General features: G+C 50.9%; 22 protein-coding genes and 1 tRNA gene. 20 read left to right on the top strand and 3 right to left on the bottom strand.

All coding sequences use genetic code 11. From position 1 onward, the window contains the following. Positions 1-53: 53 nt before the first annotated feature. Positions 54-1,565, bottom strand: a complete 1,512-nt coding sequence (gene pepA, locus RT644_RS03630; RefSeq protein WP_017459072.1) for a leucyl aminopeptidase — start codon at positions 1,563-1,565, stop codon at positions 54-56. Between the two features lie 153 nt (positions 1,566-1,718). Here pepA and RT644_RS03635 point away from each other — a divergent pair, with 153 nt between their 5' ends. The 5 genes from RT644_RS03635 to RT644_RS03655 all read left to right on the top strand — a co-directional run bounded on the left by RT644_RS03635 (position 1,719) and on the right by RT644_RS03655 (position 6,279). Continuing rightward, the gene (locus RT644_RS03635) at positions 1,719-1,769 is read left to right on the top strand and encodes a hypothetical protein (RefSeq protein ID WP_216848985.1); all 51 of its coding nucleotides are present in this window, start codon (positions 1,719-1,721) and stop codon (positions 1,767-1,769) included. A 63-nt stretch (positions 1,770-1,832) separates the two neighbouring features. Further along, positions 1,833-2,933: an LPS export ABC transporter permease LptF gene (gene lptF, locus RT644_RS03640; RefSeq protein WP_313625720.1), complete on the top strand. Its 1,101-nt coding sequence runs from the start codon at positions 1,833-1,835 to the stop codon at positions 2,931-2,933. Further along, positions 2,933-4,015, top strand: coding sequence for an LPS export ABC transporter permease LptG (gene lptG, locus RT644_RS03645; RefSeq protein WP_017459070.1), 1,083 nt, complete (start codon positions 2,933-2,935; stop codon positions 4,013-4,015). Before lptF ends, lptG begins: the two co-directional genes overlap by 1 nt. A gap of 57 nt (positions 4,016-4,072) precedes the next feature. Beyond that, positions 4,073-4,555: a hypothetical protein gene (locus tag RT644_RS03650; protein ID WP_160271281.1), complete on the top strand. Its 483-nt coding sequence runs from the start codon at positions 4,073-4,075 to the stop codon at positions 4,553-4,555. 86 nt (positions 4,556-4,641) lie between these two features. Further along, positions 4,642-6,279 (top strand): dihydroxyacetone kinase subunit DhaK, encoded by a 1,638-nt coding sequence (locus RT644_RS03655; RefSeq protein ID WP_313625725.1) that lies wholly within the window; start codon positions 4,642-4,644, stop codon positions 6,277-6,279. A 191-nt stretch (positions 6,280-6,470) separates the two neighbouring features. On the opposite strand, the gene RT644_RS03660 is transcribed toward RT644_RS03655, so the two are convergent. Next, positions 6,471-7,490 (bottom strand): NAD(P)-dependent alcohol dehydrogenase, encoded by a 1,020-nt coding sequence (locus RT644_RS03660; protein WP_020456322.1) that lies wholly within the window; start codon positions 7,488-7,490, stop codon positions 6,471-6,473. 238 nt (positions 7,491-7,728) lie between these two features. On the opposite strand from RT644_RS03660, the gene RT644_RS03665 reads away from it, so the two are divergent. The 8 genes from RT644_RS03665 to RT644_RS03700 all read left to right on the top strand — a co-directional run bounded on the left by RT644_RS03665 (position 7,729) and on the right by RT644_RS03700 (position 12,198). After that, the gene (locus RT644_RS03665; RefSeq protein ID WP_313625727.1) at positions 7,729-8,181 is read left to right on the top strand and encodes a lysozyme; all 453 of its coding nucleotides are present in this window, start codon (positions 7,729-7,731) and stop codon (positions 8,179-8,181) included. 135 nt (positions 8,182-8,316) lie between these two features. After that, complete coding sequence (locus tag RT644_RS03670; RefSeq protein ID WP_017459065.1) at positions 8,317-8,952, top strand: DUF2589 domain-containing protein; 636 nt, start codon at positions 8,317-8,319, stop codon at positions 8,950-8,952. Between the two features lie 57 nt (positions 8,953-9,009). Next, positions 9,010-9,693 carry a DUF2589 domain-containing protein gene (locus tag RT644_RS03675; RefSeq protein ID WP_313625729.1) on the top strand — a complete coding sequence of 228 codons (684 nt, stop codon included), beginning with the start codon at positions 9,010-9,012 and terminating at the stop codon, positions 9,691-9,693. Continuing rightward, positions 9,686-10,141: a lysozyme gene (locus tag RT644_RS03680; RefSeq protein WP_020456325.1), complete on the top strand. Its 456-nt coding sequence runs from the start codon at positions 9,686-9,688 to the stop codon at positions 10,139-10,141. Before RT644_RS03675 ends, RT644_RS03680 begins: the two co-directional genes overlap by 8 nt. Positions 10,142-10,157: 16 nt before the next feature. Beyond that, positions 10,158-10,631 (top strand): ribonuclease domain-containing protein, encoded by a 474-nt coding sequence (locus tag RT644_RS03685; protein WP_045513584.1) that lies wholly within the window; start codon positions 10,158-10,160, stop codon positions 10,629-10,631. 56 nt (positions 10,632-10,687) lie between these two features. Continuing rightward, entirely contained in the window at positions 10,688-11,098 is a 411-nt protein-coding gene (locus RT644_RS03690; protein ID WP_017459061.1) for a hypothetical protein, read from the top strand. Continuing rightward, the gene (locus RT644_RS03695) at positions 11,095-11,511 is read left to right on the top strand and encodes a hypothetical protein (protein WP_313625734.1); all 417 of its coding nucleotides are present in this window, start codon (positions 11,095-11,097) and stop codon (positions 11,509-11,511) included. The genes RT644_RS03690 and RT644_RS03695 overlap by 4 nt, the downstream gene beginning before the upstream one ends. A 159-nt stretch (positions 11,512-11,670) precedes the next feature. Then, positions 11,671-12,198, top strand: a complete 528-nt coding sequence (locus RT644_RS03700; RefSeq protein WP_020456329.1) for an RNase A-like domain-containing protein — start codon at positions 11,671-11,673, stop codon at positions 12,196-12,198. A 96-nt stretch (positions 12,199-12,294) separates the two neighbouring features. Here RT644_RS03700 and RT644_RS03705 read toward each other — a convergent pair whose 3' ends face one another. Next, positions 12,295-12,894 carry a response regulator transcription factor gene (locus RT644_RS03705; protein WP_045513596.1) on the bottom strand — a complete coding sequence of 200 codons (600 nt, stop codon included), beginning with the start codon at positions 12,892-12,894 and terminating at the stop codon, positions 12,295-12,297. 565 nt (positions 12,895-13,459) lie between these two features. Here RT644_RS03705 and RT644_RS03710 point away from each other — a divergent pair. The 7 genes from RT644_RS03710 (at position 13,460) to RT644_RS03740 (ending at position 25,262) form a co-directional block, all read left to right on the top strand. Beyond that, positions 13,460-13,544 (top strand) — tRNA-Leu (locus tag RT644_RS03710). A gap of 198 nt (positions 13,545-13,742) precedes the next feature. Beyond that, positions 13,743-15,002 (top strand): integrase arm-type DNA-binding domain-containing protein, encoded by a 1,260-nt coding sequence (locus RT644_RS03715; RefSeq protein WP_313625737.1) that lies wholly within the window; start codon positions 13,743-13,745, stop codon positions 15,000-15,002. Positions 15,003-15,127: 125 nt separating this feature from the next. Then, the gene (locus tag RT644_RS03720; protein WP_096812546.1) at positions 15,128-15,889 is read left to right on the top strand and encodes a hypothetical protein; all 762 of its coding nucleotides are present in this window, start codon (positions 15,128-15,130) and stop codon (positions 15,887-15,889) included. A 4-nt stretch (positions 15,890-15,893) separates the two neighbouring features. Next, a complete protein-coding gene (locus RT644_RS03725) occupies positions 15,894-16,436 on the top strand; it encodes a BREX protein BrxB domain-containing protein (RefSeq protein ID WP_045345931.1) in 543 nt (180 codons plus the stop codon). 14 nt (positions 16,437-16,450) lie between these two features. After that, entirely contained in the window at positions 16,451-19,924 is a 3,474-nt protein-coding gene (gene brxC, locus RT644_RS03730) for a BREX system P-loop protein BrxC (protein ID WP_313625739.1), read from the top strand. Between the two features lie 95 nt (positions 19,925-20,019). After that, a complete protein-coding gene (locus RT644_RS03735; protein ID WP_313625741.1) occupies positions 20,020-23,466 on the top strand; it encodes an Eco57I restriction-modification methylase domain-containing protein in 3,447 nt (1,148 codons plus the stop codon). Beyond that, the gene (locus tag RT644_RS03740; protein WP_313625743.1) at positions 23,463-25,262 is read left to right on the top strand and encodes a DUF262 domain-containing protein; all 1,800 of its coding nucleotides are present in this window, start codon (positions 23,463-23,465) and stop codon (positions 25,260-25,262) included. Before RT644_RS03735 ends, RT644_RS03740 begins: the two co-directional genes overlap by 4 nt. Positions 25,263-25,265: the final 3 nt, after the last annotated feature.

The raw sequence follows: 25,265 nt of genomic DNA on the forward strand, positions 1-25,265 counted from the left end.
CGGATAAGGCGTAGTCGCCATCCGGCAAACACAGCTATCCGGCCTTATGAGGCTTACTCTTCGCCGTTAAACCCGGCGCGGTTCAGCAGGAACTGCGACAGCAACGCAACCGGACGTCCGGTTGCGCCTTTGGCTTTACCGGAACGCCATGCAGTACCGGCGATGTCCAGGTGCGCCCAGTTATACTTACGGGCAAAGCGAGAAAGGAAGCAGCCAGCGGTGATTGCCCCGCCGGGACGGCCGCCAATGTTCGCCATATCCGCGAAGTTAGATTCCAGTTGTTCCTGGTACTCATCGGCCATCGGCAAACGCCACGCGCGATCGCCCGCCTGCTCGGACGCGCCAATCAGTTCGTGCGCCAGCGGGTTGTGGTTCGACAGCAGTCCGGTGATGTGGTGGCCGAGCGCAATCACACACGCACCGGTCAATGTCGCGACATCGATTACCGCTTCCGGCTCGAAACGCTCAACGTAAGTCAGCACGTCGCACAGTACCAGACGGCCTTCTGCATCGGTGTTCAGCACTTCTACCGTCTGGCCGGACATAGTGGTCAGCACGTCGCCCGGACGATAAGCGCGCCCGCCAGGCATGTTTTCACAGCCAGCAAGCACGCCAATTACGTTGATCGGCAGTTGCAGTTCAGCAACCATGCGCATCACGCCATACACCGCCGCGGCGCCGCACATGTCGTACTTCATCTCATCCATGCCTTCAGCAGGCTTGATGGAGATACCGCCGGAGTCAAAAGTCAGGCCTTTACCGACCAGCACGATTGGACGCGCGTCTTCCGCCGGGTTGCCTTTGTATTCAATCACCGACATCAGCGATTCGTTTTGCGAACCCTGGCCGACCGCGAGGTACGAGTGCATGCCCAGCTCGCGCATCTGCTGCTCGCCAATCACGCGGGTCACCACATTTTTGCTGTAGGTGTCAGCTAACTGGCGCGCCTGAGACGCGAGGTAGCCCGCGTTACAGATATTTGGCGGCATATTGCCGAGATCTTTCGCCGCTTTGATACCGGCGGCAATCGCCAGACCGTGCTGAATGGCGCGCTCACCGCTGGTCAGCTCGCGGCGGGTCGGCACGTTGAACACCATTTTACGCAGCGGGCGGCGCGGCTCGCTTTTGTTGGTTTTCAGTTGGTCGAAGCTGTAAAGGGTCTCTTTCGCCGTCTCAACGGCCTGGCGTACTTTCCAGTAAGTATTCCGCCCTTTTACATGCAGTTCGGTCAGGAAGCAGACGGCTTCCATTGAGCCGGTATCATTCAGCGTGTTAATGGTTTTTTGAATCACCTGCTTATACTGGCGCTCGTCCAGTTCACGCTCTTTACCACAGCCAATCAGCAAAATACGTTCGGAGAGGACATTCGGTACGTGGTGCAGCAACAACGTCTGCCCCGGCTTGCCTTCCAGTTCCCCGCGACGCAGCAGCGCACTGATGTAGCCGTCACTGATTTTATCGAGTTGCTCGGCGATCGGAGAGAGCCGGCGCGGTTCAAAGACGCCCACAACGATGCAGGCACTCCGCTGTTTCTCCGGGCTACCGCTTTTTACACTGAACTCCATGCACTACGCTCCTGAATCTTAAAGACAACGGCGGCGGCTACGGATAAAATTGCAAGCTTTCGTAACTCGTGTCCGCTGTTGCGGTGACTTCGTGTTAATCTTAATGTTACTTCGGTTTCGGCACGTCAAAATCGGGTCTTACGCGCGTATCCGCTGAGTATATTAATCTTAGCGATCATTTCGACGACTCAAGAGAATAAATGACGTTTAAGCCATGAAACAAGCTATTTTCCAGCAAAAACACTGGTTTTTACGGGCGTATTTAAAGTGATAATCATAAGATATCTGGTACGGGAGACGCTAAAAAGCCAGCTTGCGATCCTATTCATCCTGCTTCTGATTTTCTTTTGTCAGAAACTGGTCAGGATTTTAGGCGCAGCCGCTGATGGCGAAATCCCGACGAACCTCGTGCTCTCACTGCTGGGGCTGGGCGTGCCGGAAATGGCGCAGCTTATCCTGCCGTTGAGTCTGTTCCTCGGTCTGTTGATGACGCTGGGCAAACTTTATACCGAAAGTGAAATCACCGTGATGCACGCCTGCGGCCTGAGCCGCGCGGTATTGGTGAAAGCGGCGATGATCCTCGCGTTATTCACCGGTATTGTCGCTGCGGTCAACGTTATGTGGGCGGGCCCGTGGTCTTCCCGCCATCAGGATCAGGTGCTTGCCGACGCGAAAGCGAACCCCGGCATGGCGGCGCTGGCACAAGGGCAATTCCAGCAGGCGACGGATGGCAATTCGGTGCTGTTTATCGAAGGCGTTGAGGGCAAAAACTTCAAGAATGTCTTCCTGGCGCAGATTCGTACTAAAGGTTCCGCCCGTCCATCAGTCGTCGTGGCGGATTCCGGCCATCTCTCGCAGCATAAAGATGGCTCTCAGGTGGTGACGCTCAATACCGGTACCCGTTTTGAAGGCACCGCCATGCTGCGCGATTTCCGCATCACTGATTTCCAGAACTATCAGGCGATTATTGGTCACCAGGCGGTGGCGCTCGATCCGTCAGATACCGAGCAGATGGACATGCGCACGCTATTTAAAACCGATACGCCGCGCGCGCGCGCCGAACTGCACTGGCGCTTAACGCTGGTGTTTACGGTCGTTATGATGGCGCTGATGGTAGTGCCGCTGAGCGTGGTCAACCCGCGTCAGGGCCGCGTACTGTCGATGCTCCCCGCCATGCTGCTTTATCTGGTCTTCTTCCTGCTGCAAACCACGCTGCGCTCGAACGGTGCGAAAGGCAAACTCGATCCGTTGGTGTGGATGTGGCTGGTAAACATGGCCTATTTAGCGCTGGCTGTGGTGCTGAACTTGTGGGATACGGTGCCAATGCGCCGGGTTCGCGCCCGTTTTACGCGTAAAGGAGCGCTATAATGCAGGCTTTTGGCGTACTTGACCGCTATATCGGTAAAACCATTTTCACCACCATCATGATGACGCTGTTCATGCTGGTGTCGCTCTCCGGCATTATCAAGTTTGTCGATCAGCTGAAAAAAGCAGGCCAGGGGAGCTATGACGCGCTGGGCGCCGGGATGTACACCATTCTCAGCATCCCGAAAGATATTCAGATCTTCTTCCCGATGGCGGCGCTGCTTGGCGCGCTGTTAGGGCTGGGCATGCTGGCGCAGCGCAGCGAGCTGGTGGTCATGCAGGCTTCCGGCTACACCCGCATGCAGGTGGCTCTGTCGGTAATGAAAACCGCTATTCCGCTGGTGCTGCTGACCATGGCGATTGGCGAGTGGGTCGCGCCGCAGGGTGAGCAAATGGCGCGTAACCAGCGTGCGCAGTCGATGTATGGCGGCTCGTTGCTCTCCACGCAGTCAGGTTTGTGGGCGAAAGATGGTAATAATTTTATCTATATTGAGCGTGTAAAAGGCGACGATGAACTCGGTGGCGTGAGCATTTATGCCTTCAATAAAGAGCGTCGTTTGCAGTCGGTGCGTTATGCCGCGTCGGCGAAGTTCGATCCGCAGGAGAAACTCTGGCGACTGTCGCAGGTTGATGAATCTAACCTGACGGATCCGAAACAAGTTACCGGTGCGCAAACCGTGAGTGGCACCTGGAAAACGAACCTGACGCCGGACAAACTTGGCGTGGTGGCGCTGGATCCGGACGCGCTATCGATCAGCGGTTTGCACAACTACGTGAAGTACCTCAAATCGAGTGGCCAGGATTCCGGGCGCTATCAGCTCAATATGTGGAGCAAAATCTTCCAGCCGCTGTCCGTGGCGGTGATGATGCTGATGGCGCTGTCGTTTATCTTCGGGCCGCTGCGTAGCGTGGCGATGGGCGTACGCGTTGTCACCGGTATCAGTTTCGGCTTTGTCTTCTACGTGCTGGATCAGATTTTCGGCCCGTTGACGCTGGTGTACGGCATCCCGCCGGTCGTCGGCGCGCTGTTGCCGAGCGCCAGCTTTTTCCTCATTAGCCTGTGGCTGATGACGCGTAAAAGCTAGTTGATACCTGAAAAGAGAGGCTGAGGCCTCTCTTCTTTTTTCTGCAAGGAGCACTGCATGTTGATACGCGCAGCAACGCATCTCTCAGCCATGATCGTCTCTTGTTTGTTGAGTACGCTGGTTACCATAGCAATGCTTGGCGCGCAGTGGGCGCTTTCCATGCTCAGCGATAGTGCGGTGCTGGTACTTGAACTGCTGGTGGCCATTATTGCGCTGAGCCTGGTACGCTGGCTGATCCAGCGAGCGGATGCGCTGGCGCAGCAGGTTGGCACCGTGCGACGCGGTTCGCCGCAAGAGTCGCAGGCAGACCGGGTGCTCGCCCGTTTTAGCGCGGCGGAAAACACGCTGAGCAGTCTGTGGGTCGTTTTTTCACTTCCGGCCATCGCCGGGTTCTTTCTGCTGGATTCGCATATTGCCAGGTATTTGCACGCAGCGTTGCTGGTACTGGCGATTATCGGCGCGATTGTGCTGGGCAACCGTCTCGACACGCTGCGCAACCTGCGCGGTTACGCGGTGGATTTTGGTCGCAAAGCACCGTAAAACCCATTCAGTAAAATCTGTTCTTTACCCCGTCCCGCACCGCGCGGGCTATGCTTGAGGAACGATTCACAACTTTTTGGAATATTATGTCCAGATTCTTTTTCAATGACCGCAAACAGCTGGTCAATGATGCCATTGAAGGTTTGGTAATTTCTGCACCACACGGCAACCTCGTTCGACTTGATATCGATCCCGCTATTCGTATTGTGGCCCGCGCCGACTGGGATAAAAGCCGCGTCGCGGTGATTTCCGGCGGTGGTTCCGGGCATGAACCGGCGCATGCCGGTTTTGTCGGCAAAGGGATGCTCACCGCCGCCGTCTGTGGTGATGTCTTCGCTTCGCCAAGCGTGGATGCGGTGCTGAACGCGATTGTGGCAGTCACCGGCGATCGCGGCTGTCTGCTGATCGTGAAGAACTACACCGGCGACCGGCTGAACTTCGGCCTCGCGGCAGAGAAAGCCAAGCGCTATGGCCTGAAGGTGGAAATGGTGATTGTCGCAGACGACATCGCCCTGCCGGACAACAAGCAGCCGCGCGGCATCGCCGGTACAGCGCTGGTGCATAAGATTGCGGGTCATGCTGCGGAACACGGTAAGTCGCTGAGCGAAGTGCGCGATATCGCTCAGCAGGCCTGCGACAACGTTTTCAGCCTCGGGCTGGCGATGGAGACCTGCAACCTGCCGGGCGGCGATAGCGAAGAGGGGCGCATTCAGCACGGGAAAGTCGAGCTGGGGCTGGGTATCCACGGCGAACCTGGCGCGACCACTGTTGATACGCACAACAGTAAGGAGCTTATCGATACGCTGGTTAAACCGCTAAAAGCGGCGGTAGGTGACGATCGGGTGGCGGTGCTGATTAACAACCTCGGCGGCGTCTCGGCGCTGGAAATGGCGCTGCTGACCAAAGAACTGGCGCACTCAGCCTTTAAAGAGCAAATCGCCTATCTGATTGGCCCCGCGCCGCTGGTCAGTTCACTGGATATGAAAGGGTTTTCGCTATCCGTCTTGCGCCTGAATGCCACTTTCGAGCAGGCGATTTGCGCCGATGTGCAGACCGTAGGCTGGCAGAAACCGGTGCCGTTCGCGCCGATGAAAACCCAGCCACACAGCGCGGTGTATGACGGACTGGAGATTGAACCATCCGACAACCCGCAGGTGAAAGCGCTGGTCAGTACGGCGGTGAATACGTTGATTGGCCTGGAAAATCGGCTTAACGCGCTGGATGCGAAAGTGGGCGATGGCGATACTGGTTCCACCTTTGCTGAAGGGGCGCGGGAAATCAAACAGTTGCTGGAGCAGAATGCTCTGCCGTTGAACAACACCTCGCAACTGCTGCAACTGGTTGGCGAGCGGCTGGCGACAGTGATGGGCGGTTCCAGCGGCGTGCTGATGTCGATTTTCTTCACCGCCGCAGGTCAGGCCGTACACAACGGTACGCCGTTGCCGGCAGCGTTACTGCTGGGGCTGAAGCAGATGAAACATTACGGGGGTGCGGATCTCGGCGATCGGACACTGATCGACGCGCTGCAACCGGCGCTTGAAGCGCTACGCGATAGCGGGCTGGATGCCGCGGTAGCTGCGGCTAAAACTGGTGCGGACAGCACGGCGACAATGCAAAAAGCGGGTGCCGGGCGCTCATCGTATGTGAACAGCGAAAATCTCGACGGGGTAACCGATCCGGGGGCTGTCGCGATTGCGGAAGTGTTTGCTGCTATTAGCAGGTAAAACCCGCCTTGCTGGAAAGCGGCTTTGATTTCGCTTTTGAAGGGTATCCCGAAAACCGTAAAAGAACCGCCAGCCAGGCCAGTCAGAAGTCAAACCAAAGACATTAAGGTAGCCCAAATTCTGGCACTGGTCGCGTTAACAAGACGGGTTAGCGCAATCAAAAAGCCCGGCAATAGCCGGGCTTTTTCACATCAGAAATCCGCTTTTAACACCACGCGGTAACGGGCTTTGCCGTCGCGCACGTGCTGCAACGCTTCGTTAATCTGCGACATCGGGAACATTTCGGTGGTCGGTGCCACTTTCGCGCGTCCGGCGAATTTCATCAGCTTACGCAGTTCATACGGTGTGCCGGTTGCGGAGCCGGAAACGCTGCGATCGCCTGCGATCAGCGTAAAGGCCGGGACTTCGAGCGGCTTCAGCACCGCGCCAACGGTGTGAAAATGCCCGCCGTGGGTGAGTGCCTCAAAGTAGGGCTGCCAGTTCAGATCAACGTTTACCGTGTTGATGATCAGATCGTACTGACCCGCCAGCGCTTTCAGCGCATCCGCATCGCGGCTGTTCACCACGTAATCGGCCCCCATAATGCGTACTTCTGCCTCTTTCGCCGGGTTCGAGCTAAACGCCGTTACTTCGCAGCCCATCGCGTGCAGCAGTTTAATAGCGATATGGCCCAGCCCGCCGATACCGATCACGCCAACGCGGCTGGTGGCGGTGATGTTGTGCATCAGCAGCGGTTTAAACACGGTAATGCCGCCACATAACAGCGGGCCGGCGGTTTCGATATCAATGCTGTCCGGCAGCGGGATCACCCATTGCCAGTCGGCGCGCAGTTTATCGGCAAAGCCACCGCGATTGAGAATGGTTGGCACCGCGCCTTCCTGGCAGTTGATCTGGTTGCCATCAATACAGGCATCACAGTGCCCACAACTGCGCGCCGTCCAGCCGATGCCCACGCGTTGTCCGATTTTCAGACCTTTATTTTGTGCCGCGCTGCCCAGATCCACCACGCGGCCAATCACTTCATGCCCGGCGACCAGCGGATACTGGGAGAAGCCCCATTCGTTATCGATCATCGAGAGATCCGAATGGCAGATCCCGCAGTAATCCACCTGCACTTCCACATCTTCCGCCGCCAGTGGGCCAGCGTCATACTCCTGCAGCTCCAGGGCGGCGCCAGCCTGCGGTGCGGCGTAACTTTTAATGATGCTCATCACGGATTCCTTTGATTTAGAGAGAGACGCATGAAGTGTAGGGCATTGGCAGGCTCTGCGGCAGCTTGCGGGTGTACATACCGCCCGTTTCGTTAATGTATGGCGGTGTATGGCACGCCGCAGGCCGCTATTTTCGGATTTTCCATACGGCTATTTTGGCGCGGTGACTTTGCAACACGATGTGTCCGAACCATCCTCAAAAGGTGCTGTACCCACCCACAAACCCGGAGCAACTACCATGGTGAATCAACCGCAAAGTACAGGCGCTGGCGGCCTGGCGCTAATTAAATCTTTTGAAGGGCTTAGGCTGGAAAAATACAAAGATGCCGTGGGTAAGTGGACCATTGGCTACGGACATTTGATCTTACCGAATGAAAACTTCTCCCACCCGATTACCGAAGCCGAGGCCGAAGCGCTCCTGCGTACCGATCTGCTGATGACCGAGCGCGGGGTACACAAAGCCGTGAGGGTGGATCTCAATCAGAACCAGTTTGATGCGCTGGTGGCATTTACCTTTAACCTTGGCGCAGGCAATTTGCAGAGCTCGACGCTGCTTAAACTGCTCAACCAGGGGGAGTACGCACAGGCGGCAGACCAGTTTCTGCGCTGGAACAAAGCGGGCGGTAAAGTGCTGGCCGGGCTGACAAGGCGGCGTGAAGCCGAGCGCGCGCTGTTTTTAAAACCTGTTTAACCCGGCACGTGTCTTAGGCCATTTTCCCCGTTTTTTACCGCCATCCAGCCAATATTTTCAGCCTCTTCGCTCTATTACTGTGGGTTTGCGAATTCGCAACGCGATGTTTTCGTATAACCCACAGGAGTATGCATTATGGATTCACAATTTATTGGATCGGTCATTAATGCACTGCCGCTGGAGCACATGATTGGCGGCCCACTGCAGGCAATGATCAAAGCGCAGGTGCAGGCGAGTAAAGCGTACGCCGACTTCCTGCTCTCGGTGTGTATCAAGGACGGTAAGGCGGAGTCGGTGCAGTTTGACTACGACGAAACCGTGGTGGATGACAAGGGCGTTATCCAGGGCGTGGTGAAAAAGACCATGCGCATCCCGCTGCTGGCGGCCATTTCCCACCCTAACATCAGCATCGAAGAGGGCACCATCGACTTCGAGCTGGAAGTCTCCCAGAGCGAAGCCAGCAGTAGCCAGACCGAAGCGGAAGCCTCGCTGGAAGCGTCTGTTGGCTGGGGGCCGTTCAGCGTGAAAATCACCGGTCGCGTCTCGCACAAAGCCCAGCAAACCCGCTCCAGCGATACCCGCGCGAAGTACAGCATCCATACCCAGGTTAAACGTCAGCCACCGCCGGAAGCTCTGATGCGCGTGATTGATTTCCTGACGGATGCCGCAACACGCCCGGCTGTCCTGCCGTCAGAGGCGAAAAAGCTGGAATCGAAACAGCTTGATGCCTACCCCGAAACGCCTGCCACAGCGGAAAAAGCGCCGGCGTAATTCTCGCTATCTCCACCCTGAGGCTGCCTGGCAGCCTCATTTCTCACGGAGTGCACTATGTCAATGAAAGACTGGCTTCGCGGCAACCGTAGCGCGGCACCGAAGGCGGATTCCCCCGCGCCACAGCCTGCGCCGGAGGAGGGGGCCGGGCTGCCACCTGCCGATCCGCCACCCGAAGATATCGCCGGATTACCGCCTGCCGATCCACCGCAGGATCCGCCCCCCTCTCCGGGGGATGGTACGCCACCTTCTGCTTCGGGTGTGACGCTGGCCGATATCACCCGCGGCATGCAGCATGCGGCCTCGGCGGCAAACCAGCTTATTGCGCACCAGTACATGCAGGCGCTGGATCCTTTTTTTGAACACAGCGACGACGGGCGGCTGGTGCCGAAGATCATCGAAATGGCACTTGATGATCGCCACCACTTTGAGTTGCCGCTGGTAGCGCTCGCGACGCCGCGCGGGCTGATGCTCGAGAAAATGAAAGTGTTTCTTACCGTGCGTACCGACGCGGTGGAACAGCAGAGCGCAATGTCCGGCACGCCTGACGACGCGGTTAGCCGTTTTCACGTCAGCATGTCGCCACCGAGCCATGGAAGCAGCGGGCGCGACAGCGGGCATGTGGATATCGAAATGCAGTTCACCGTGCTGGAGCCGCCGGAGAGCGTGCTGCGGCTTATCGAAGAGTACACCCGACAAGTTCTTCCTCAAGTAACCGACAGGAGCGATGACAATGGCTAATCAACCCCTGAGCACCGGCGCTGCCGGGCTGACGCTGATTAAATCTTTCGAAGGGCTAAGCCTTGAGAAGTACCGCGACGCGGTAGGCAAATGGACCATCGGCTACGGGCACTTGATTTTGCCCAATGAAAACTTCCCCCAGGCGCTGAGCAAAGTGGAGGCGGAAGATCTGTTGCGCGCCGATCTCGGGATGACCGAACGCGGCATCCACAAGTATGTGACGGTGGATCTTAACCAGAACCAGTTCGACGCGCTGGTCGCCTTCGCCTTTAACGTCGGGCTTGGCAACCTGCAGAACTCAACGCTGCTGCGCCTGCTCAACCAGGGCCAGTATCAGGAGGCGGCCGATCAACTGCCGCGCTGGAACAAAGCTGGCGGCAAGATTCTGGCGGGGCTGACGCGCCGACGTGACGCCGAACGCGCGCTGTTTCTGGCACCGATTAACTGAGCCCAGGAGTGAAGAGATGAAACGATATCTGCCGATAGTCACCTTTGTCGGTCTGCTGCTAACGCAGCCCGCGTGGGCAGAATTGCCGCAGTGCAGCGCGGTGGTGCAGGCGGCTAATCAAGAGTTAGCAAAACTGAATAAGAAAACCGTTCAGGATGACAAAAAACTGACGGCTCTGCTCAAAACCCTGAACCGCGATGACGTGCTGCCAGCCGATTACGTCACGCGCGATCAGGCCATCAAACTGGGCTGGAGCGGCAAGGCGGAGGACTCGCTATGGAGCGTGTGGGCGCTGAACAAGAAGCAGTTGGGCGGCGACCCGTGGAGCGGTAAACCGCTGCCGGGCAAAGGCAAGTGGTACAGCGCGGATATCGATAGCGTGCGCGGTCTGCGCAGTAACAAGCACCTGATTTACAGCCCGGAAAGCGCGACGCGTTATCTCACTACAGATAACGACGCCACAACCGTCACGCTTCCTCCTTGCCAGTAGTCGCTATTGCGGCCTCATCCCATTCGTTGAGGCCGCCTGTTCAGGAGGGAAATACGATGGCCGCAGATGGGCTGCAATTGCTAAGCCAGGGGCTGGCCGCGCTCGCCGGATTGTTCGGCGGGCTGAGCGTGTCGTTTTTCTGGCAGCCGAAAAAACTGCATCAACACGGGCGCCTGGCCGCCGGGATCATCATTGGCGCGATTAGCGTGAGCACCACTTTCACGCTCGGCGGGTTTATTGCCCGCTGGCTGGGGATGAACTTTAAAGACAGCGATATCGCCATGGGGATCGGCTATTTTGTGGGCGCGATAAGCGTCGGCATGATTGCCTGGCTGGCCAACTTCTTTAACCGCCGCGAAGGGCATGACATTTTACAGGTGGCCGGTGAGTTAAAACGCGCAGCTCGCGGCGTGAAAGCCGCACCGCGTCGCCGTGCACCGCGACGCAAACCAGGGGAATCATCATGACGCTTAAACTCCTTTTTTGGGCCATCACGCTGGTGGATGTGGCGATTGCGGCGATCATTTTTATTAGCGCCCTTAGCAGCCGTATGCTTGATATTCCACTGTGGTATCGCATTGGGCTTTTAATTACGGCGTTCGGTTTTACCGTGCAGGGCTGTTTGAATTTACCCTACCTGTTGTTTAACGTGATATTAATGGCTCAGGAGTTACCTTTCTGGATCTTAAAAGATGTTGGTATTGGGATAATCTCAATTTATTATTTTTGGCACACCATGCACAAAGATGATAAATCCAGCAAAGCACCGATACGTAAAAAAACGGCGGGAGTGAAAAAGACGCCGGTCGCTAAAAAAGTCCCTGTTGCTAAAAAAACACCAACCCCACGCGCACAACGTAAGAAGACGCCCGCCCAATAATTAACGCGGAGTAGTCAATTTGTTTTGCTGCTCCGTGAAGTGGCCCAGGCCATTTATCTCGTCTGCACTGGTCACCTGGCAAATATTCAGCAATTCACTGCGGCGCTAATTTAATCCTGCGAATTCGCACTTCCTTTATTTCACTCGCAGGAGATGATTATGTCTGTAAACTCTGTTTTTTCACGTAAGGTTAAAACGCGCAGCATTATTTCTGTGGCTGCGGTATCACTATTTTGCTTTTCAACAGCGGCGATGGCAGTTAATGTTGGTCCGGCCTGTAACCTGCCCGGTGCGGGCCTGACTGCCGCGCAATGGGCGCAGAATCAGGATAACGCCGGCGGGCATATGACGACGTGCCATGTCGGTAAAGCCGACGCATGGCTGCAGCAGCGCACTGTTGCCAACCAGCCGGGATGCCCGCAAACGAATACCGCTTCGACATGGACGGATGCGAATGTGGCGTGGAATTCGATCGGTAACACCATTCAGGCGTTCTGTGCTGGCGCGGCCAACCATACCGCGGCGGTTAATTTCACCATTGCGCTGGGCGGGAATGGCACTGCGAACGTGGGCAGGGCGTATGGCAATGGGGCTTTTTATAATATCGCCAACGATCGCCACGCGTTTATCCGCTTAGTGAATAACGGTGGACAGTGGCGCGTACAAACAAGTTATCCAAGAAATTAAGTTAAACGACAGGAGCATTATGCCCACGCATAATGCTCCTTTTACGCTCAGGAAAACGAAAACAAGCTAACGTGAATCAAATAACGACAATCAGGACTACTCTTCCGAATACATCATCGCAGCCTGAGTGCGGTTATTCACATTCAGACGGCGGAAAATCGATTCCAGATGCGCTTTCACCGTGCCCGCGCTGATATTTAAATGGCGGCTAATTTGTTTATTTGACTCCCCGGCGGCCAGTAATTTCAGGATTTCACGCTGGCGTTCACTCAGGCGGGCAAGCGCGCTCTGCCCGTTGTCCAGTAACGTAATGCTCTCCTGTGGCAGACAAAACATGCCAAGCGACGCGGTACGGAGCGTTTGCGCGATGGTTTCCGGGGGAGAATCACGCCTGATAAACGCCATGGCATGATGATTTAAAAAAAGCCGTAATAATGTCGGCTGACATTTATTCATCAGCATCACTACGGGGATATTCGGATGACGACAAGCTAAAATATCCAGCAATTCGAGGCTTGAGGTTTTATTACCATCGCCATCGAGCAGAATTAACGATGCCGGAAATTCATTAAGCGTATCATCAATGTCTTTTTGATTATTCAGCCCACGAACTTTTACCTCCGGAATATATTGCGATAGTACTGATGCCATTCCTTCAATAAATATTGACTGCTTGTCAATCATGAGTACATGCATACATTATCTCCACGTAATAGCGTTCGCCATTGAGACTGGTAATCATCAAAGTATTCAATGAAATGCAAAAAAAGAAACAGGCTAATTGTCATAGGTCTTTTAACCGATATGACGGTTTAGACATTATTAGATGGTTTAAAGTGATGAAGAAAATATTATATATTAAGAATGGTCGCATTGCTATTTTACGGATTGTTAGCAGGCTTTGTTTTTACAAATATCGGCAGAGTGGCACGAACGTATATTTCGCTAGTCGGGTTATTTGCGAGACTGGCAGAAGAAGGGAAGGTTGAAGTGCTGGCGGATTGTGATGTTGGAAGGGCAGGGGCTGATGTGGAATGTTCAACGATGGGTGCTGGAAGGATGAACGTTATGGATCGAAGGGGGCAGCGGGTAAGGGATTAAGAGGATAAAAGGGGGTTAAGGAGGAAAGGATTTATAAAGAGAGAGGCGACAGCTTGTAGAACGTTGATTTTTTCAGCACTTAGCGGCGTATGACAACATCGTGACTTGCATAGCCGCCCGCGGCAGGTATAATCCAACACGTTTCCGCATCCCCTTCAGTGCCGAAGTGGCGAAATCGGTAGACGCAGTTGATTCAAAATCAACCGTAGAAATACGTGCCGGTTCGAGTCCGGCCTTCGGCACCATCGGAACATCAATAGACGTCAACGGACGTCTTTTTTTGTGCCTGAAATCCAGTATCCGCAAGGCTTTCCTCGCTTTTTCACTCAACCTAAGTCAACCTGATTCAATCTACATCAACTAACTGATGCGGGTACAACTGCGGGTATATCGCGGTTCGATAATGTCTGTACCCACACAGAACCCTTGAAAGGATACTCATCATGGCTCTGAGTGATGTGAAGGTTCGTTCGGCTAAACCTGAAGCAAAAGCCTATAAACTTACTGACGGCGACGGTATGGTTTTGCTGGTTCACCCGAATGGCTCAAAATACTGGCGGCTGCGTTATCGTTTTGGCGGTAAGGAGAAGATGCTGGCGCTTGGGAAATATCCTGAGGTTTCGCTGGCGGATGCCAGGGCTCGTCGCGATGAAGCCCGTAAGCTGTTAGCTAATGGCGTCGATCCTAGTGAGAACAAGAAAGCCGTTAAGGTAGAGCAGGAGCAAGAGGCGATAACGTTTGAAGTGGTAGCTAGAGAGTGGCACGCCAGCAATCAGAGGTGGTCTGCATCGCATAGCGCTCGTGTATTGAAAAGCCTCGAAGATAATCTCTTTGCTGCCATCGGTAAGCGGAACATTGCTGAATTGAAGACACGGGATCTGCTTGTACCCATCAAAGCCGTCGAGTCATCCGGGCGGCTCGAAGTTGCCGCCCGTTTACAACAGCGAACTACTGCGATTATGCGCTTTGCCGTTCAGAGTGGCTTAATCGACTATAACCCCGCGCAGGAGATTGCTGGTGCGGTTGCTACGGCGAAAAGACAGCATCGTGCTGCTTTGGAACTTAATCGCATTCCTGAATTGCTTCACCGCATCGATCACTATTCTGGCAGGCCGTTAACCCGACTGGCGGTTGAACTCACTTTGTTGGTTTTCATCCGTTCAAGCGAGCTGCGTTTTGCCCGTTGGACAGAAGTGGATTTTGAAACGGCTATGTGGACGATCCCAGGTGAGCGTGAACCGCTGGAAGGTGTAAAGCATTCTCAGCGTGGTTCGAAGATGAAGACTCCTCATCTTGTTCCTTTGTCGCGGCAAGCCTTAGCCATTCTGGAAAAGATCAAAAGCATGAATGGGAATCGAGAGCTGATTTTCGTAGGCGATCATGATCCCCGTAAGCCGATGAGTGAAAATACGGTGAACAAGGCACTTCGAGTGATGGGCTATGACACAAAAACGGAAGTCTGTGGGCATGGGTTCAGGACGATGGCGTGTAGTTCGTTGATTGAGTCGGGGCTGTGGTCGAGGGATGCAGTGGAGCGGCAGATGAGTCACCAGGAACGTAACTCTGTGCGGGCGGCTTACATCCATAAGGCGGAACATCTTGGGGAGCGTAGGTTGATGTTACAGTGGTGGGCGGATTATCTGGATAGAAATCGTGAAAGTAGGGTTAGCCCATTCGACTTTGGTAACCATTTATTCAGTTAAATCAAGATAGTTGCAGATAATGGCTTTACATGTTTACGAACAATATACTTGAGTGCTAAAGCAGAACGAAAGCAGTTTTTTTATCAAAAATGGCTTTTAGTACTCGGATTTGAGGAGGTATCCTGATGAACCATGAGCAGTTAGTTCAGTATGGATTCAAGTTTGGAAAAAATGGACCTCATGCAGCGCGTTGCATGATGATCGAAGAATTGAAGATATTGCTCCAGGCACGGCCTGAGAACACCTTACAAGAAGAATATAGGGTAAGTATTGTGGATGACAATATTCTTCATAAACCCAGTTCTAGTGCCAGGAAACTAACTTATCGGCACATGGTTGGTCTTTATGGGATGTCTCCGCACATACCTTTGTTCAAATTTTTTCGTCAACTTTGGGAGCTATCTGAAGAAGCTCAGCCTCTACTCGCACTGCAATTGGCTATTGCAAGAGATCCACTACTTCGAGAATCTGTTGGGGTCATTACGGCACTTAAGCCTGGGCAAATCTTACCCAGAAGCGTTATGGAAGAACACCTAGCAAAAGACGATCCAGATCGATTTAGTCAGGCATCACTTCAGTCATTTGCTCGAAACATTAGTGGCACATGGACTCAATCAGGTTATCTTTCGGGTAAGGTTAAAAAACAACGTACTGAACCAAAAGTAACGTATGTGAACGTGGTTTTTGCTCTACTTCTTGGGCACTTCCAGGGGCTTTCAGGTAAACGTTTGTTTGATAGCTTTTGGATGAAACTATTACCAGTTGATGAAACAACTTTGTACGAGCTTGCATATAGAGCAACTTTGCGCGGCCTGATTAATTTCAAACAAGCCAGTGAGGTCGTTGAAGTGTCTTTTGCACCTCTGAATCTCCTAGTTAAGGAATAACGTGATGTCTGACAGATTGTCAAAATTACTGAAAAGTTTTTCCAGTCACATCAGTGTGCCATGGGGTAACAATATCTCAGCTGAAGAGAAAGCTATCTTTGTCGTATATGACAAAGAGGATGAGCTTAAGCTTCGTGCTCGCATGACTGAATTCGAGCATGCATGCATCGAAAGCGAGCACCCATGGCTGTTGTTGGACTTGACCAATGAGTTCCCCTACTGGATGGCCAGACAGGACTACAAAGAGGCTTATTTCGAAGATCCAGAGTATCTGGAAGGAAGCTATGACTATTTTGCTGAAGAGCTTGTGTCGAAACTCCATGAGCAGATTAATGCGCACCAAACACCTGAATCTGTAGTAGCTCTTATGGGATGTGGGACCATGTTCGGCTTTGTATCAGTCTCCGCTTTAGTTAAATCTTTAACGACTCAAGTACAGGGACGCTTGGTGGTATTTTTCCCCGGAGAATATCATGAGAATAACTACAAACTGCTCGATGCCAAAGATGGCTGGGGATATCAAGCCACTGCGATCACCATAGCTTAACTAGGTAAAGAAAAATGCTAAACCGCGAAATTTATAAACTTGACCCTCTGGAAAGCAAATTGGCCAACAACGGTGTGGCTGAGGTAAAAGATGATCTCTCCAAAGGGGCTCTTGAAACATTAGATTATGAGCTGCGGACGTTTGTCTGTAGCGGGGCTTATGCCAAAGGCATGGCTGATATTCTTAGCAACTACTTACGAAACGTTAAAAGTTCTGGTGAACAACCTGCAGTTTGGATTTCAGGCTTTTTCGGTTCTGGGAAATCGCATCTAGCTAAAATGCTCAGAACCCTTTGGGTGAATCAGAAAATGGAGAGCGGAGCAGATGCTCGCTCATTGGTTGAGTTACCCGATGATGTACGACAATATTTTGACGAACTTTCAACATTGGGAAGTCGACTGGGAGGACTTCATGCCGCGTCAGGAACTTTGGGGGCGGGAGCAGAAGACAAAGTTCGATTAGCCTTGTTGGCGATCATTTTCAAATCAGCTGGGTTGTCTGAGCAATATCATCTTGCCCAATTTGAACTTTGGTTAAGATCTGAAGGGGTGCTTGAGCAAGTAAAAGCTTACATCCAACAGCATGCCAAAGGTAAAGAAGGCGAAGACCTTTGGAAGAAAGAACTGCGCAATCTCCATGTTTCACCAGTCATGGCGAATGCGCTGTTACATGCTTTACCATCTCTTGGAAGTGATGCTAAAGAAGTACGAGATATGCTGCGTGCGCAATATAAAATTGTTGATGATGTATCAAATACGGAAATGGTTCAGTCGATTGTTGATGCATTGTCAAATGAAGGCGAAATGCCCTTAACTTTGGTTGTTCTTGATGAGGTTCAGCAGTATATCGCTGATGATCCCGATCGTGCTCATCTTGTGCAAGAGACCGTTGAAACATGCTGTAAAGCTGGTGCACTTAAGTCGAAATTACTTTTCGTCGCCACAGGGCAAAGTGCCTTATCCGGGTTGCAAAACCTGCAACGCCTTATGGGGCGTTTCCAGATTTCTGTTCAGCTTGAGGATACTGATGTCGATGCGGTAATCCGGAAAGTTATTCTTCAGAAGAAAGAAACTGCCAGAGCTGAGATCGAATCCGTGGTACATCATAACCTCGGTGAGATTAATCGTCATATGAGTGGTTCTGTTATTGAAGCTCATAAAGACGATGAAAAATGGATGGTTGCAGACTATCCGTTACTGCCAGTGCGTCGTCGTTTCTGGGAGCGAGTCCTTCCTGCGCTGGATAAAACCGGAACCGGATCCCAACTACGAAATCAGTTACGTGTAGTGCATGAGGCCACAAAATCTACGGCGCTTAAACCGTTGGGTTCAGTTGTCCCTGCCGATTTTATCTATGAACAAATTGCAATCAACCTGCTACAAACGGGTGTTATTGGCAAAGAGATCTACGAAAAGATAGCTCGCTTCAAGGCTGGGGACGAAGATGAAGTCCTCCAGGGTAGAGTGCTTTCGTTGATACTACTCATTAGTAAACTACCAACAGATATCAATCACGGTATTGCCTCAACGGAAGCTTTCCTCGCTGATTTGCTTCTGGAACATTTAAGTGATGGTAAGCATGAACTGAGAGCAAAATTGCCACATTTAATTCAACAACTGGTTGATGACGGCGACTTACTGCCAATGAATACTAGTGCAGGTGTTGAATACAGGTTGCAAACACTTGAAAGCCAGCAGTGGCATGATACTTTCAAACAACAACAAAATGATCTACGCGGTAACCCACAGCGTTTAGAAACGTTCCGCAGCCTCGAAATAAAAAACCGTGTTAACATTGCTTTAGGGTTTGGTAGCGTTAATCAAGGGGTCAGTAACGAACCCCGTAAGATCACCGTGTGTTTCGATCAGGATCTTCCTGCCGATGCTAAAAAAAATCTCTATGCTCATGTAATTGAATGTAAAGAAAAAGCTTTCGAGGATGCAGTGCGTAGTGCGAACCCTGATGACGCTACTATTTTCATTCATGTTCCATCCATTCGCCGTAATGAGCTACTGAGCGCAATTGTCGATTTTAAAGCGGCGGAAACAACTCTGGAAGTGAGCGGGATACCCTCTACGGATGCGGGTAAAGACGCTCGCGCTGCAATGGAGCACCGGAAGTATGAAGCTGAGCGCACCAAGAAACTGATCCTTAAAGAAATTATTGATGGTATCCAGGTACAAATGGCTGGTGGGAGCGAAGTACCTGGCGACACATTAGTTGAGCAGTTCCAGAATGCAGGTAAGAAAGCATGTGAACGGCTCTACACAGAGTTTAAGCAAGCAGATCAAAAAGGATGGGATAAGGTATTTGAGCGGGCAAGTAAATTCGCTGATGCAAATGCTCTGGAAGCTGTAGGTCATAATGATGAAGTGGAAAAGCATCCTGTCTGTGTCGCCATTAAACGCTATATCGGTGTTGCAAAAACTGGGGGAGAGATACGAGATAACTTTATGTCTGCTCCATTCGGCTGGCCGAAAGATACCGTTGACGGCGCACTTTTTACCATGTTGGCAGCTGGTGTATTAAAAGCAAGCGATTCTCAGGAGAAATCAGTCGATGCGAAAAGTTTGGAGCGCAGCAAAGTCTCTCAAACTAACTTTCGGCCTGAAACTGTTAGCTTGACGCCACGACAGTTGGCGGGCATTAGAAGTTTGATCCATGCGATTGGTTTGAACTGCACCAATGGTGAAGAACAATCCAAATTAAGAGATGCGATAGAAACCGCCAAGCAATTGGCTCGTAAAGCGGGAGGCGACGCCCCGTTACCATTACCACCAAGAGCAGAATTACTTGTTGAAGTTGAAAGACTTTCTGGTAATGAACAGCTAATGGCTGCCTTCGAACGACATCGCGATATTATCGATGAAGTGGAGAGTTGGAAAGGGCTTGCTGAAAAAGTGTTCGTCAGACAAGCTCGTTGGGGCGAACTAAAATCGGCGCTTAAGTATTGCCAAAATTTAGTTGGTTTTGACGAGCTCATGGACGAGGTGCATGCGATTGAGCAAAATCGAAGTCTGTTAGCCGATCCTAATCCAGTACAGCCGTTGCTGAAGCAGGTAATTGAAAAAATTCGCGTTGCGATTTTGAAAAAGTACGAAGATTTTCAAACTGAATATAACGAGTGTCTAAAGGAATTGCATGAAGATGCAATCTGGAGCCAGCTTTCTACAGAGCAGCAGGAGCGATTGCTGACAAAGCATCATCTGGATAACCTGGAAATGTCACCATTATCTGATAACGACAGAGTACTCGATTGTATTGAAAATACCTCGCTAGAACAGTGGAGTGATAAAACCTCTGCTTTGGCAGGCCGTTTTAGCCGTATGCGGCAGGATGCGGTTGATATGTTGGTGCCTAAAGCAAAAATCGTACTTTTACCAAAATCAGTCATTGAAACAGAGGCTGAGCTCGATTCCTGGTTGGCAAAAGTTAGACAAGAAGTTATGTCCGCTTTAGCTGAAAATCGTCCTGCATCGTTGAAATAACCTCTCATCACACCTGAAGTTCAGACAACCTTGTCTGGGCTTCAGGTGCGAGTCTATATGCAAAATTAGAAGTAACCTCAATTTAAGAGTACTACATGCGACAGTCACTGGATAAAACGCTTAGAAATCAGCTGGAAAAAGTCGTTGTCAGGGCCCGAGAACTGATAGAAAAAGCTGCATCAGAAGCATTAATACGTTTAGGAGTGGAGACGGCGGAAGCTCCGGCATACCTGAACGATGATGAGCGTAAGCTGCGTAATCGCCTACGAGCCCATGCCCGCCAGTTGGGAGATAAGCTGCAGTCTAATGGTGTGCAGGGAACTGAACGCCTGCGGGCGGAGGTCAGCTATGAGCACTGGCATCGTATGTTGTTTGCCCGCTTTTTGGAACAAAACAATCTGCTGATGCTGGATAAATATCTTGCTGTCACGCTGACCGACTGTCAGGAATATGCTGAAGAAGAAGGCTGTAAAGATGGGTGGGAACTGGCCGGTAAACTGGCGCAGAGAATGCTGCCTCAGGTATTTAGGGTCGATTCCCCCATATTTGAGCTGCAAATTCCCGTCGACCGCATTCGTGAATTAGAGGATTTGATTCTGACACTTCCTGGTGCGGTGTTTCAGGCCCAGGATAGCCTAGGATGGTGTTACCAGTTCTGGCAAAGCAAACGTAAAGACGAAGTAAATGCCGCGGGTATTCCGATTGGTGCGGATGAGTTAAGCCCGGTCACCCAGTTATTCACTGAGCCTTATATGGTGAGCTTCCTGCTGGATAACAGCCTGGGGGCGTGGTGGGCGAAAAAACAGCTGACGGATGCGGATTTACGCTCGGCCAGTGATGAGAAAACCTTACGTCAGGCTGCCGCTATCGAGGGTGTGCCGCTGGAATATCTGCGTTTTGTTAAAACCAGCGATGAGCAGGGTGAGTTGTGGCAAGCCGCCGGCGGCTGGTTTGATGGCTGGCCACAGGAAGTTCGTGCACTGAAAGCGCTGGATCCGTGCTGTGGTTCAGGGCATTTTCTTGTTGCATTATTCCTGATGCTGGTGCCAATGCGTATGCAGCTTGAAGGTCTTGATGCCAGAAGCGCTGTAGATAAGGTGCTTGCTGATAACCTTTATGGCCTTGAACTAGACAGCCGTTGTGTGGAGATTGCAGCCTTTGCTCTGGCGCTGGAGGCCTGGCGTTATCCCAATGCCGGTGGTTACCGAGCCCTCCCTACTATAAATATTGCCTGCTCCGGGCTGGATGTTAGTGCTGCCACGCAGGAATGGCAGGCTTTGGCAAAACACAAGCCGGAAATCAGTGAGGCACTTGGCTGGTTCACCCGAACTTTCAAAGATGCCCCTATACTGGGCAGCCTGATTGATGTCAACATGGCATATTACGAAGGAAAAACTGAAGGAAAATCTGCACCTTGGCAAGTACTAATGAATTTACAAGCCACAACAAATGATGAAGCGAAAACGGCTCAGGTAACAGCTCAAGGGCTAGCTATGGCAGCGCATCTTTTGTCACAGCGGTATTATTTAATTGCTACAAATGTGCCATATTTGGGTCGAGGGAAACAATGTAAGATATTACAAGATTTTAGTGAGCAATTTTTCTCTGAAGCGAAGTCTGACTTGGCTACCATATTTATGGAGCGCTGTCTGGATTTCAGCCCAGCTGGTGGTACAACAACGATTGTTTTACCTCAAAATTGGTTATTTCTCTCCAGCTATAAAAAATTTCGCGAAAAGTTGTTGACTCGAGATACGTGGAGTCTTTTAGCTCGTTTAGGTTCTAAGGCGTTTGAAACTATTTCAGGAGAGGTGGTGCAGGCTATTCTTATCACTCTGAACAAAGGTTCAGCTCCTGAGGGTACTCTATTACATTGTTTGGATGTCTCTGAAGTAAAAAGTGCATCAGAGAAAGCAGAACAGTTGAAGATTTCTTCACCGAAAGGACTTGTGCAGTCTAGGCAGTTGGAAAACCCTGATGCAAGAATAATGATTCAAAAAGTTATTTATAAAGGTGGTTTTTTAGGCGAAAAAGCAACGGCTTATCAAGGGATAGTTACTGGAGATAGAAACTCATACATCTTCAAATTTTGGGAAATAGATACTTTAGATTTGGATTGGGAATATTTTGTTGATGGATTTGCTAGCCACGAACAAGTCACCGGACGAGAACAAATCATCCATTGGGAGCAAAGTAGAGGGAGATTATATAAATTCGCGTCAGAAAACCGTGCAAGACTTCATGATATGCATGAGTCTGGAAATAGACATTGGAAAAGAAAAGGGGTAGCAATTACCCGAATAGGGTTGAAAGCGACTCCCTATTATGGAGAGAAGTTCGATAATAACCTTATAACTATTGTTCCAGTTGATGAATGTGATCTTAATGCGATTTGGAGTTACTGCACCTCTGAGGATTTTCGAGTCAGCATCAGAGAGTTAGACCAAAAACTTAGTTTAACTAATGCTACTGCCTGTAAGGTACAAGTTGATTTGAATGAATGGGATAGTTTTTCACTCTTTCCCAAGCTTTATACTAATGACCCTACTCAATGGCTTTTCCATGGTCATCCTTGTGGTTCTGTCGTGTGGGATGAAAAGAAAAAGTGCACCGTCATCACGGATAAGCGTACCGATGAAACTGTATTGCAAGTTGCTATAGCTCGCCTATTGGGGTACCGGTGGCCAGCAGAGCTGGATGACAAAATGGAACTGGCTGATGAAATGCTTCACTGGCTTGGTAAATCTGATGAATTGCTTAAACTCGTGGATGATGATGGCATAGTCTGCCTGCCAGCACTTCGCGGGGAAAAAGCCGCGGCTTCTCGCCTGGAAGCCATGCTTCAGGCTGCCTACGAAGAGGATTGGTCATCCAGTGTTCTCAGTGATCTGCTTGCCAGTGTTGGTAGTAAGAGCCTTGAAACCTGGCTGCGGGATAAGTTCTTTGAACAACACTGCAAGCTCTTCCAGCATCGCCCGTTTATCTGGCAAATCTGGGATGGTCTTAAAGATGGATTCTCAGTACTGGTCAACTACCATAAGCTCAATTACCAGGGTTTAGAACGCTTGATTTATACCTATCTTGGTGACTGGATCCGTACTCAGGAGCACGGTTTCAAAGAAGGCATTGATGGTGCAGAAAGTCGTTTGATGGCGGCTAAAAACCTCAAAGACTCGCTGGAAGCCATCCTTAAAGGAGATGCCATCACCGGCAAGAGTGGTCTCGACATTTTTGTGCGCTGGAAACCGTTACACGAACAACCTATGGGCTGGAACCCGGACTTAAATGATGGTGTGCGCCTAAATATTCGGCCATTTATGCAGGCACCAGATGTAGATAAGAAAGGCGCGGGAATATTGCGAGCAAAACCCAATATTAAGTGGGGTAAGGATCGCGGCAACGATGTTGAATCGGCCCCCTGGTATTACCTGGGCCTGCAATATGGTGAAAAAGAAGGGGCCCGTATCAATGACCACCATATCAGTCTTGCAGATAAACAAGCTGCCAGAGACGAACATGAAAATAAGGAAAATCACGGATGATTAAATCAGTATTCAACTATCCGGTGTCAACCTTGTTGGATATTGAAGCCGGGGTGGTGTATGCCATCCCACGCTACCAACGGGAGTATACCTGGGGTAAATGGCAATGGGATGCCTTGTTTGAAGATCTGTTAGAAAACGACCTTAATTACTACTTGGGGTCGATTATCTGTATCAACCAAAGTACAGATACGCTGGCTCTGCAGCAGTTAGAGTTGGTGGATGGCCAACAGCGAATGACCACATTGTCATTATTGTTAGCTGCTATTTATGCAAGCTACAACCAGTTGGGCATTGAACTTCAGATGGAGCAGCAGATAGAGCTGTATAACCTGAAGCATAAATTGGTGCTGAAAAAGAATGCGGACCAGCCCCGATTAGTACCTCAGGTGCAAAATGCCAACCAGCAGGATTACCTGGCGGTGTTGAAAGAGGCTGGCATTCTTAAAGAAGCTGAGTGGGTTTCCAATGCAGGTAATCGTCGGGTATTTCGCGCCTATCGACATTTTTTAATGCGTATTGAACAGTATGTCAGTGAGAGCGAAACCCAATTGCAGGCACTGAATGCGCTACTTGATAAAGTCAATGCATCTACTCTAGTAAAAATAGAGGTGGCAAGTCATTCAGATGCTTACACCCTGTTTGAGTCACTTAACAATCGCGGTGTGCCTCTTACCGCGATTGATTTAATGCAAAACAAGCTACTGGCGAAGATCGAACAGATTGAGCCGGGCAGTATTGATAAGTCTTTTATCAGCTGGACCAAAGTGATGGAAGCCCTGGGGGATGATTATGGGGTACAAGAGCGTTTTTTCCGTCAGTACTACAATGCGTTCAAGCCTGAGTTAAAAGATATCGTCAATGTACCAGTAGCGACGAAATCTAATCTTATTCAAATTTTCGAAAAATTGATTGCTCATGATCCGCATCAATTCCTACAAGCTATGCGCAGTCATTCTGACTGGTATGCGCAGATTGTAGGGAATTGCGAAGTTCCGGATGAACCTAAACTAACAAAACTGCTTAAAAGTCTGGATAGAATTCAAGGCGCTCCTTCTTATCTCTTATTGCTAATGTTGTTTGCCAGACGACAGAACTTAGCATTGAGCATTGAGCATATTGAAAAAGTGGTCACTTTGCTGATCAACTTCTTTGTCCGTAGGAACACTACTGATGTGCCTGCTACTCGGGATTTAAACCGCATATTTATGGAGTTAACTGAAATTCTGCAAAGCTGCCACGGTGAGCAGGTTGTCAGTGCTATTGCTAATACCCTAGGGTCTGTCAGTACCTCTGATGAGCATTTCCGCCAAGCACTTAGTGGTGGCCTATATGAAGAAAATAGCTGGGTCTGTCGCTTTATTCTGTGTGCTCTTGAAGAGAGTATGATGACCAAGGAAAACCAAGTAGACCTGTGGGCGGTAGAAAGTAAGCAATATGTGTGGACCATCGAGCACGTATTCCCCCAAGGTATAAATATACCGGACTCTTGGGTAGATATGCTGGCAGATGGTGATAAAACGCTAGCGGAGCAGTATCGTCAAAGTCATGTCCACAAGCTTGGTAACTTGACAATCTCGGGTTACAACAGCTCTTTAGGGAATAAAAGTTTTTTAGAAAAGCGCGATCGTACAACTCGTGATAAACGCCCTGTCGGCTATAACAATGGGTTGTATTTAAATCAAGAGTTGGCTGTTGCCGAGACGTGGTCAGTAGAACTAATTGAGCAAAGAACAGCAATGATGGTGGATAAGGCCCTGACTCTTTTTAGTTTGCCGGGTGTAGTCAGGAGATAACGA

Origin of the sequence: Kosakonia sp., from assembly GCF_032104925.1 — a bacterium.
GTDB lineage: Bacteria > Pseudomonadota > Gammaproteobacteria > Enterobacterales > Enterobacteriaceae > Kosakonia.

Bases quoted from the DNA above. Each gene is read 5' to 3' on its own strand.
- pepA (WP_017459072.1), bottom strand. From the start codon at position 1,565: ATGGAGTTCAGTGTAAAAAGCGGTAGCCCGGAGAAACAGCGGAGTGCC.
- lptG (WP_017459070.1), top strand. From the start codon at position 2,933: ATGCAGGCTTTTGGCGTACTTGACCGCTATATCGGTAAAACCATTTTC.
- RT644_RS03650 (WP_160271281.1), top strand. From the start codon at position 4,073: ATGTTGATACGCGCAGCAACGCATCTCTCAGCCATGATCGTCTCTTGT.
- RT644_RS03655 (WP_313625725.1), top strand. From the start codon at position 4,642: ATGTCCAGATTCTTTTTCAATGACCGCAAACAGCTGGTCAATGATGCC.
- RT644_RS03660 (WP_020456322.1), bottom strand. From the start codon at position 7,490: ATGAGCATCATTAAAAGTTACGCCGCACCGCAGGCTGGCGCCGCCCTG.
- RT644_RS03665 (WP_313625727.1), top strand. From the start codon at position 7,729: ATGGTGAATCAACCGCAAAGTACAGGCGCTGGCGGCCTGGCGCTAATT.
- RT644_RS03670 (WP_017459065.1), top strand. From the start codon at position 8,317: ATGGATTCACAATTTATTGGATCGGTCATTAATGCACTGCCGCTGGAG.
- RT644_RS03675 (WP_313625729.1), top strand. From the start codon at position 9,010: ATGTCAATGAAAGACTGGCTTCGCGGCAACCGTAGCGCGGCACCGAAG.
- RT644_RS03680 (WP_020456325.1), top strand. From the start codon at position 9,686: ATGGCTAATCAACCCCTGAGCACCGGCGCTGCCGGGCTGACGCTGATT.
- RT644_RS03685 (WP_045513584.1), top strand. From the start codon at position 10,158: ATGAAACGATATCTGCCGATAGTCACCTTTGTCGGTCTGCTGCTAACG.
- RT644_RS03690 (WP_017459061.1), top strand. From the start codon at position 10,688: ATGGCCGCAGATGGGCTGCAATTGCTAAGCCAGGGGCTGGCCGCGCTC.
- RT644_RS03695 (WP_313625734.1), top strand. From the start codon at position 11,095: ATGACGCTTAAACTCCTTTTTTGGGCCATCACGCTGGTGGATGTGGCG.
- RT644_RS03700 (WP_020456329.1), top strand. From the start codon at position 11,671: ATGTCTGTAAACTCTGTTTTTTCACGTAAGGTTAAAACGCGCAGCATT.
- RT644_RS03705 (WP_045513596.1), bottom strand. From the start codon at position 12,894: ATGCATGTACTCATGATTGACAAGCAGTCAATATTTATTGAAGGAATG.
- RT644_RS03715 (WP_313625737.1), top strand. From the start codon at position 13,743: ATGGCTCTGAGTGATGTGAAGGTTCGTTCGGCTAAACCTGAAGCAAAA.
- RT644_RS03720 (WP_096812546.1), top strand. From the start codon at position 15,128: ATGAACCATGAGCAGTTAGTTCAGTATGGATTCAAGTTTGGAAAAAAT.
- RT644_RS03725 (WP_045345931.1), top strand. From the start codon at position 15,894: ATGTCTGACAGATTGTCAAAATTACTGAAAAGTTTTTCCAGTCACATC.
- brxC (WP_313625739.1), top strand. From the start codon at position 16,451: ATGCTAAACCGCGAAATTTATAAACTTGACCCTCTGGAAAGCAAATTG.
- RT644_RS03735 (WP_313625741.1), top strand. From the start codon at position 20,020: ATGCGACAGTCACTGGATAAAACGCTTAGAAATCAGCTGGAAAAAGTC.
- RT644_RS03740 (WP_313625743.1), top strand. From the start codon at position 23,463: ATGATTAAATCAGTATTCAACTATCCGGTGTCAACCTTGTTGGATATT.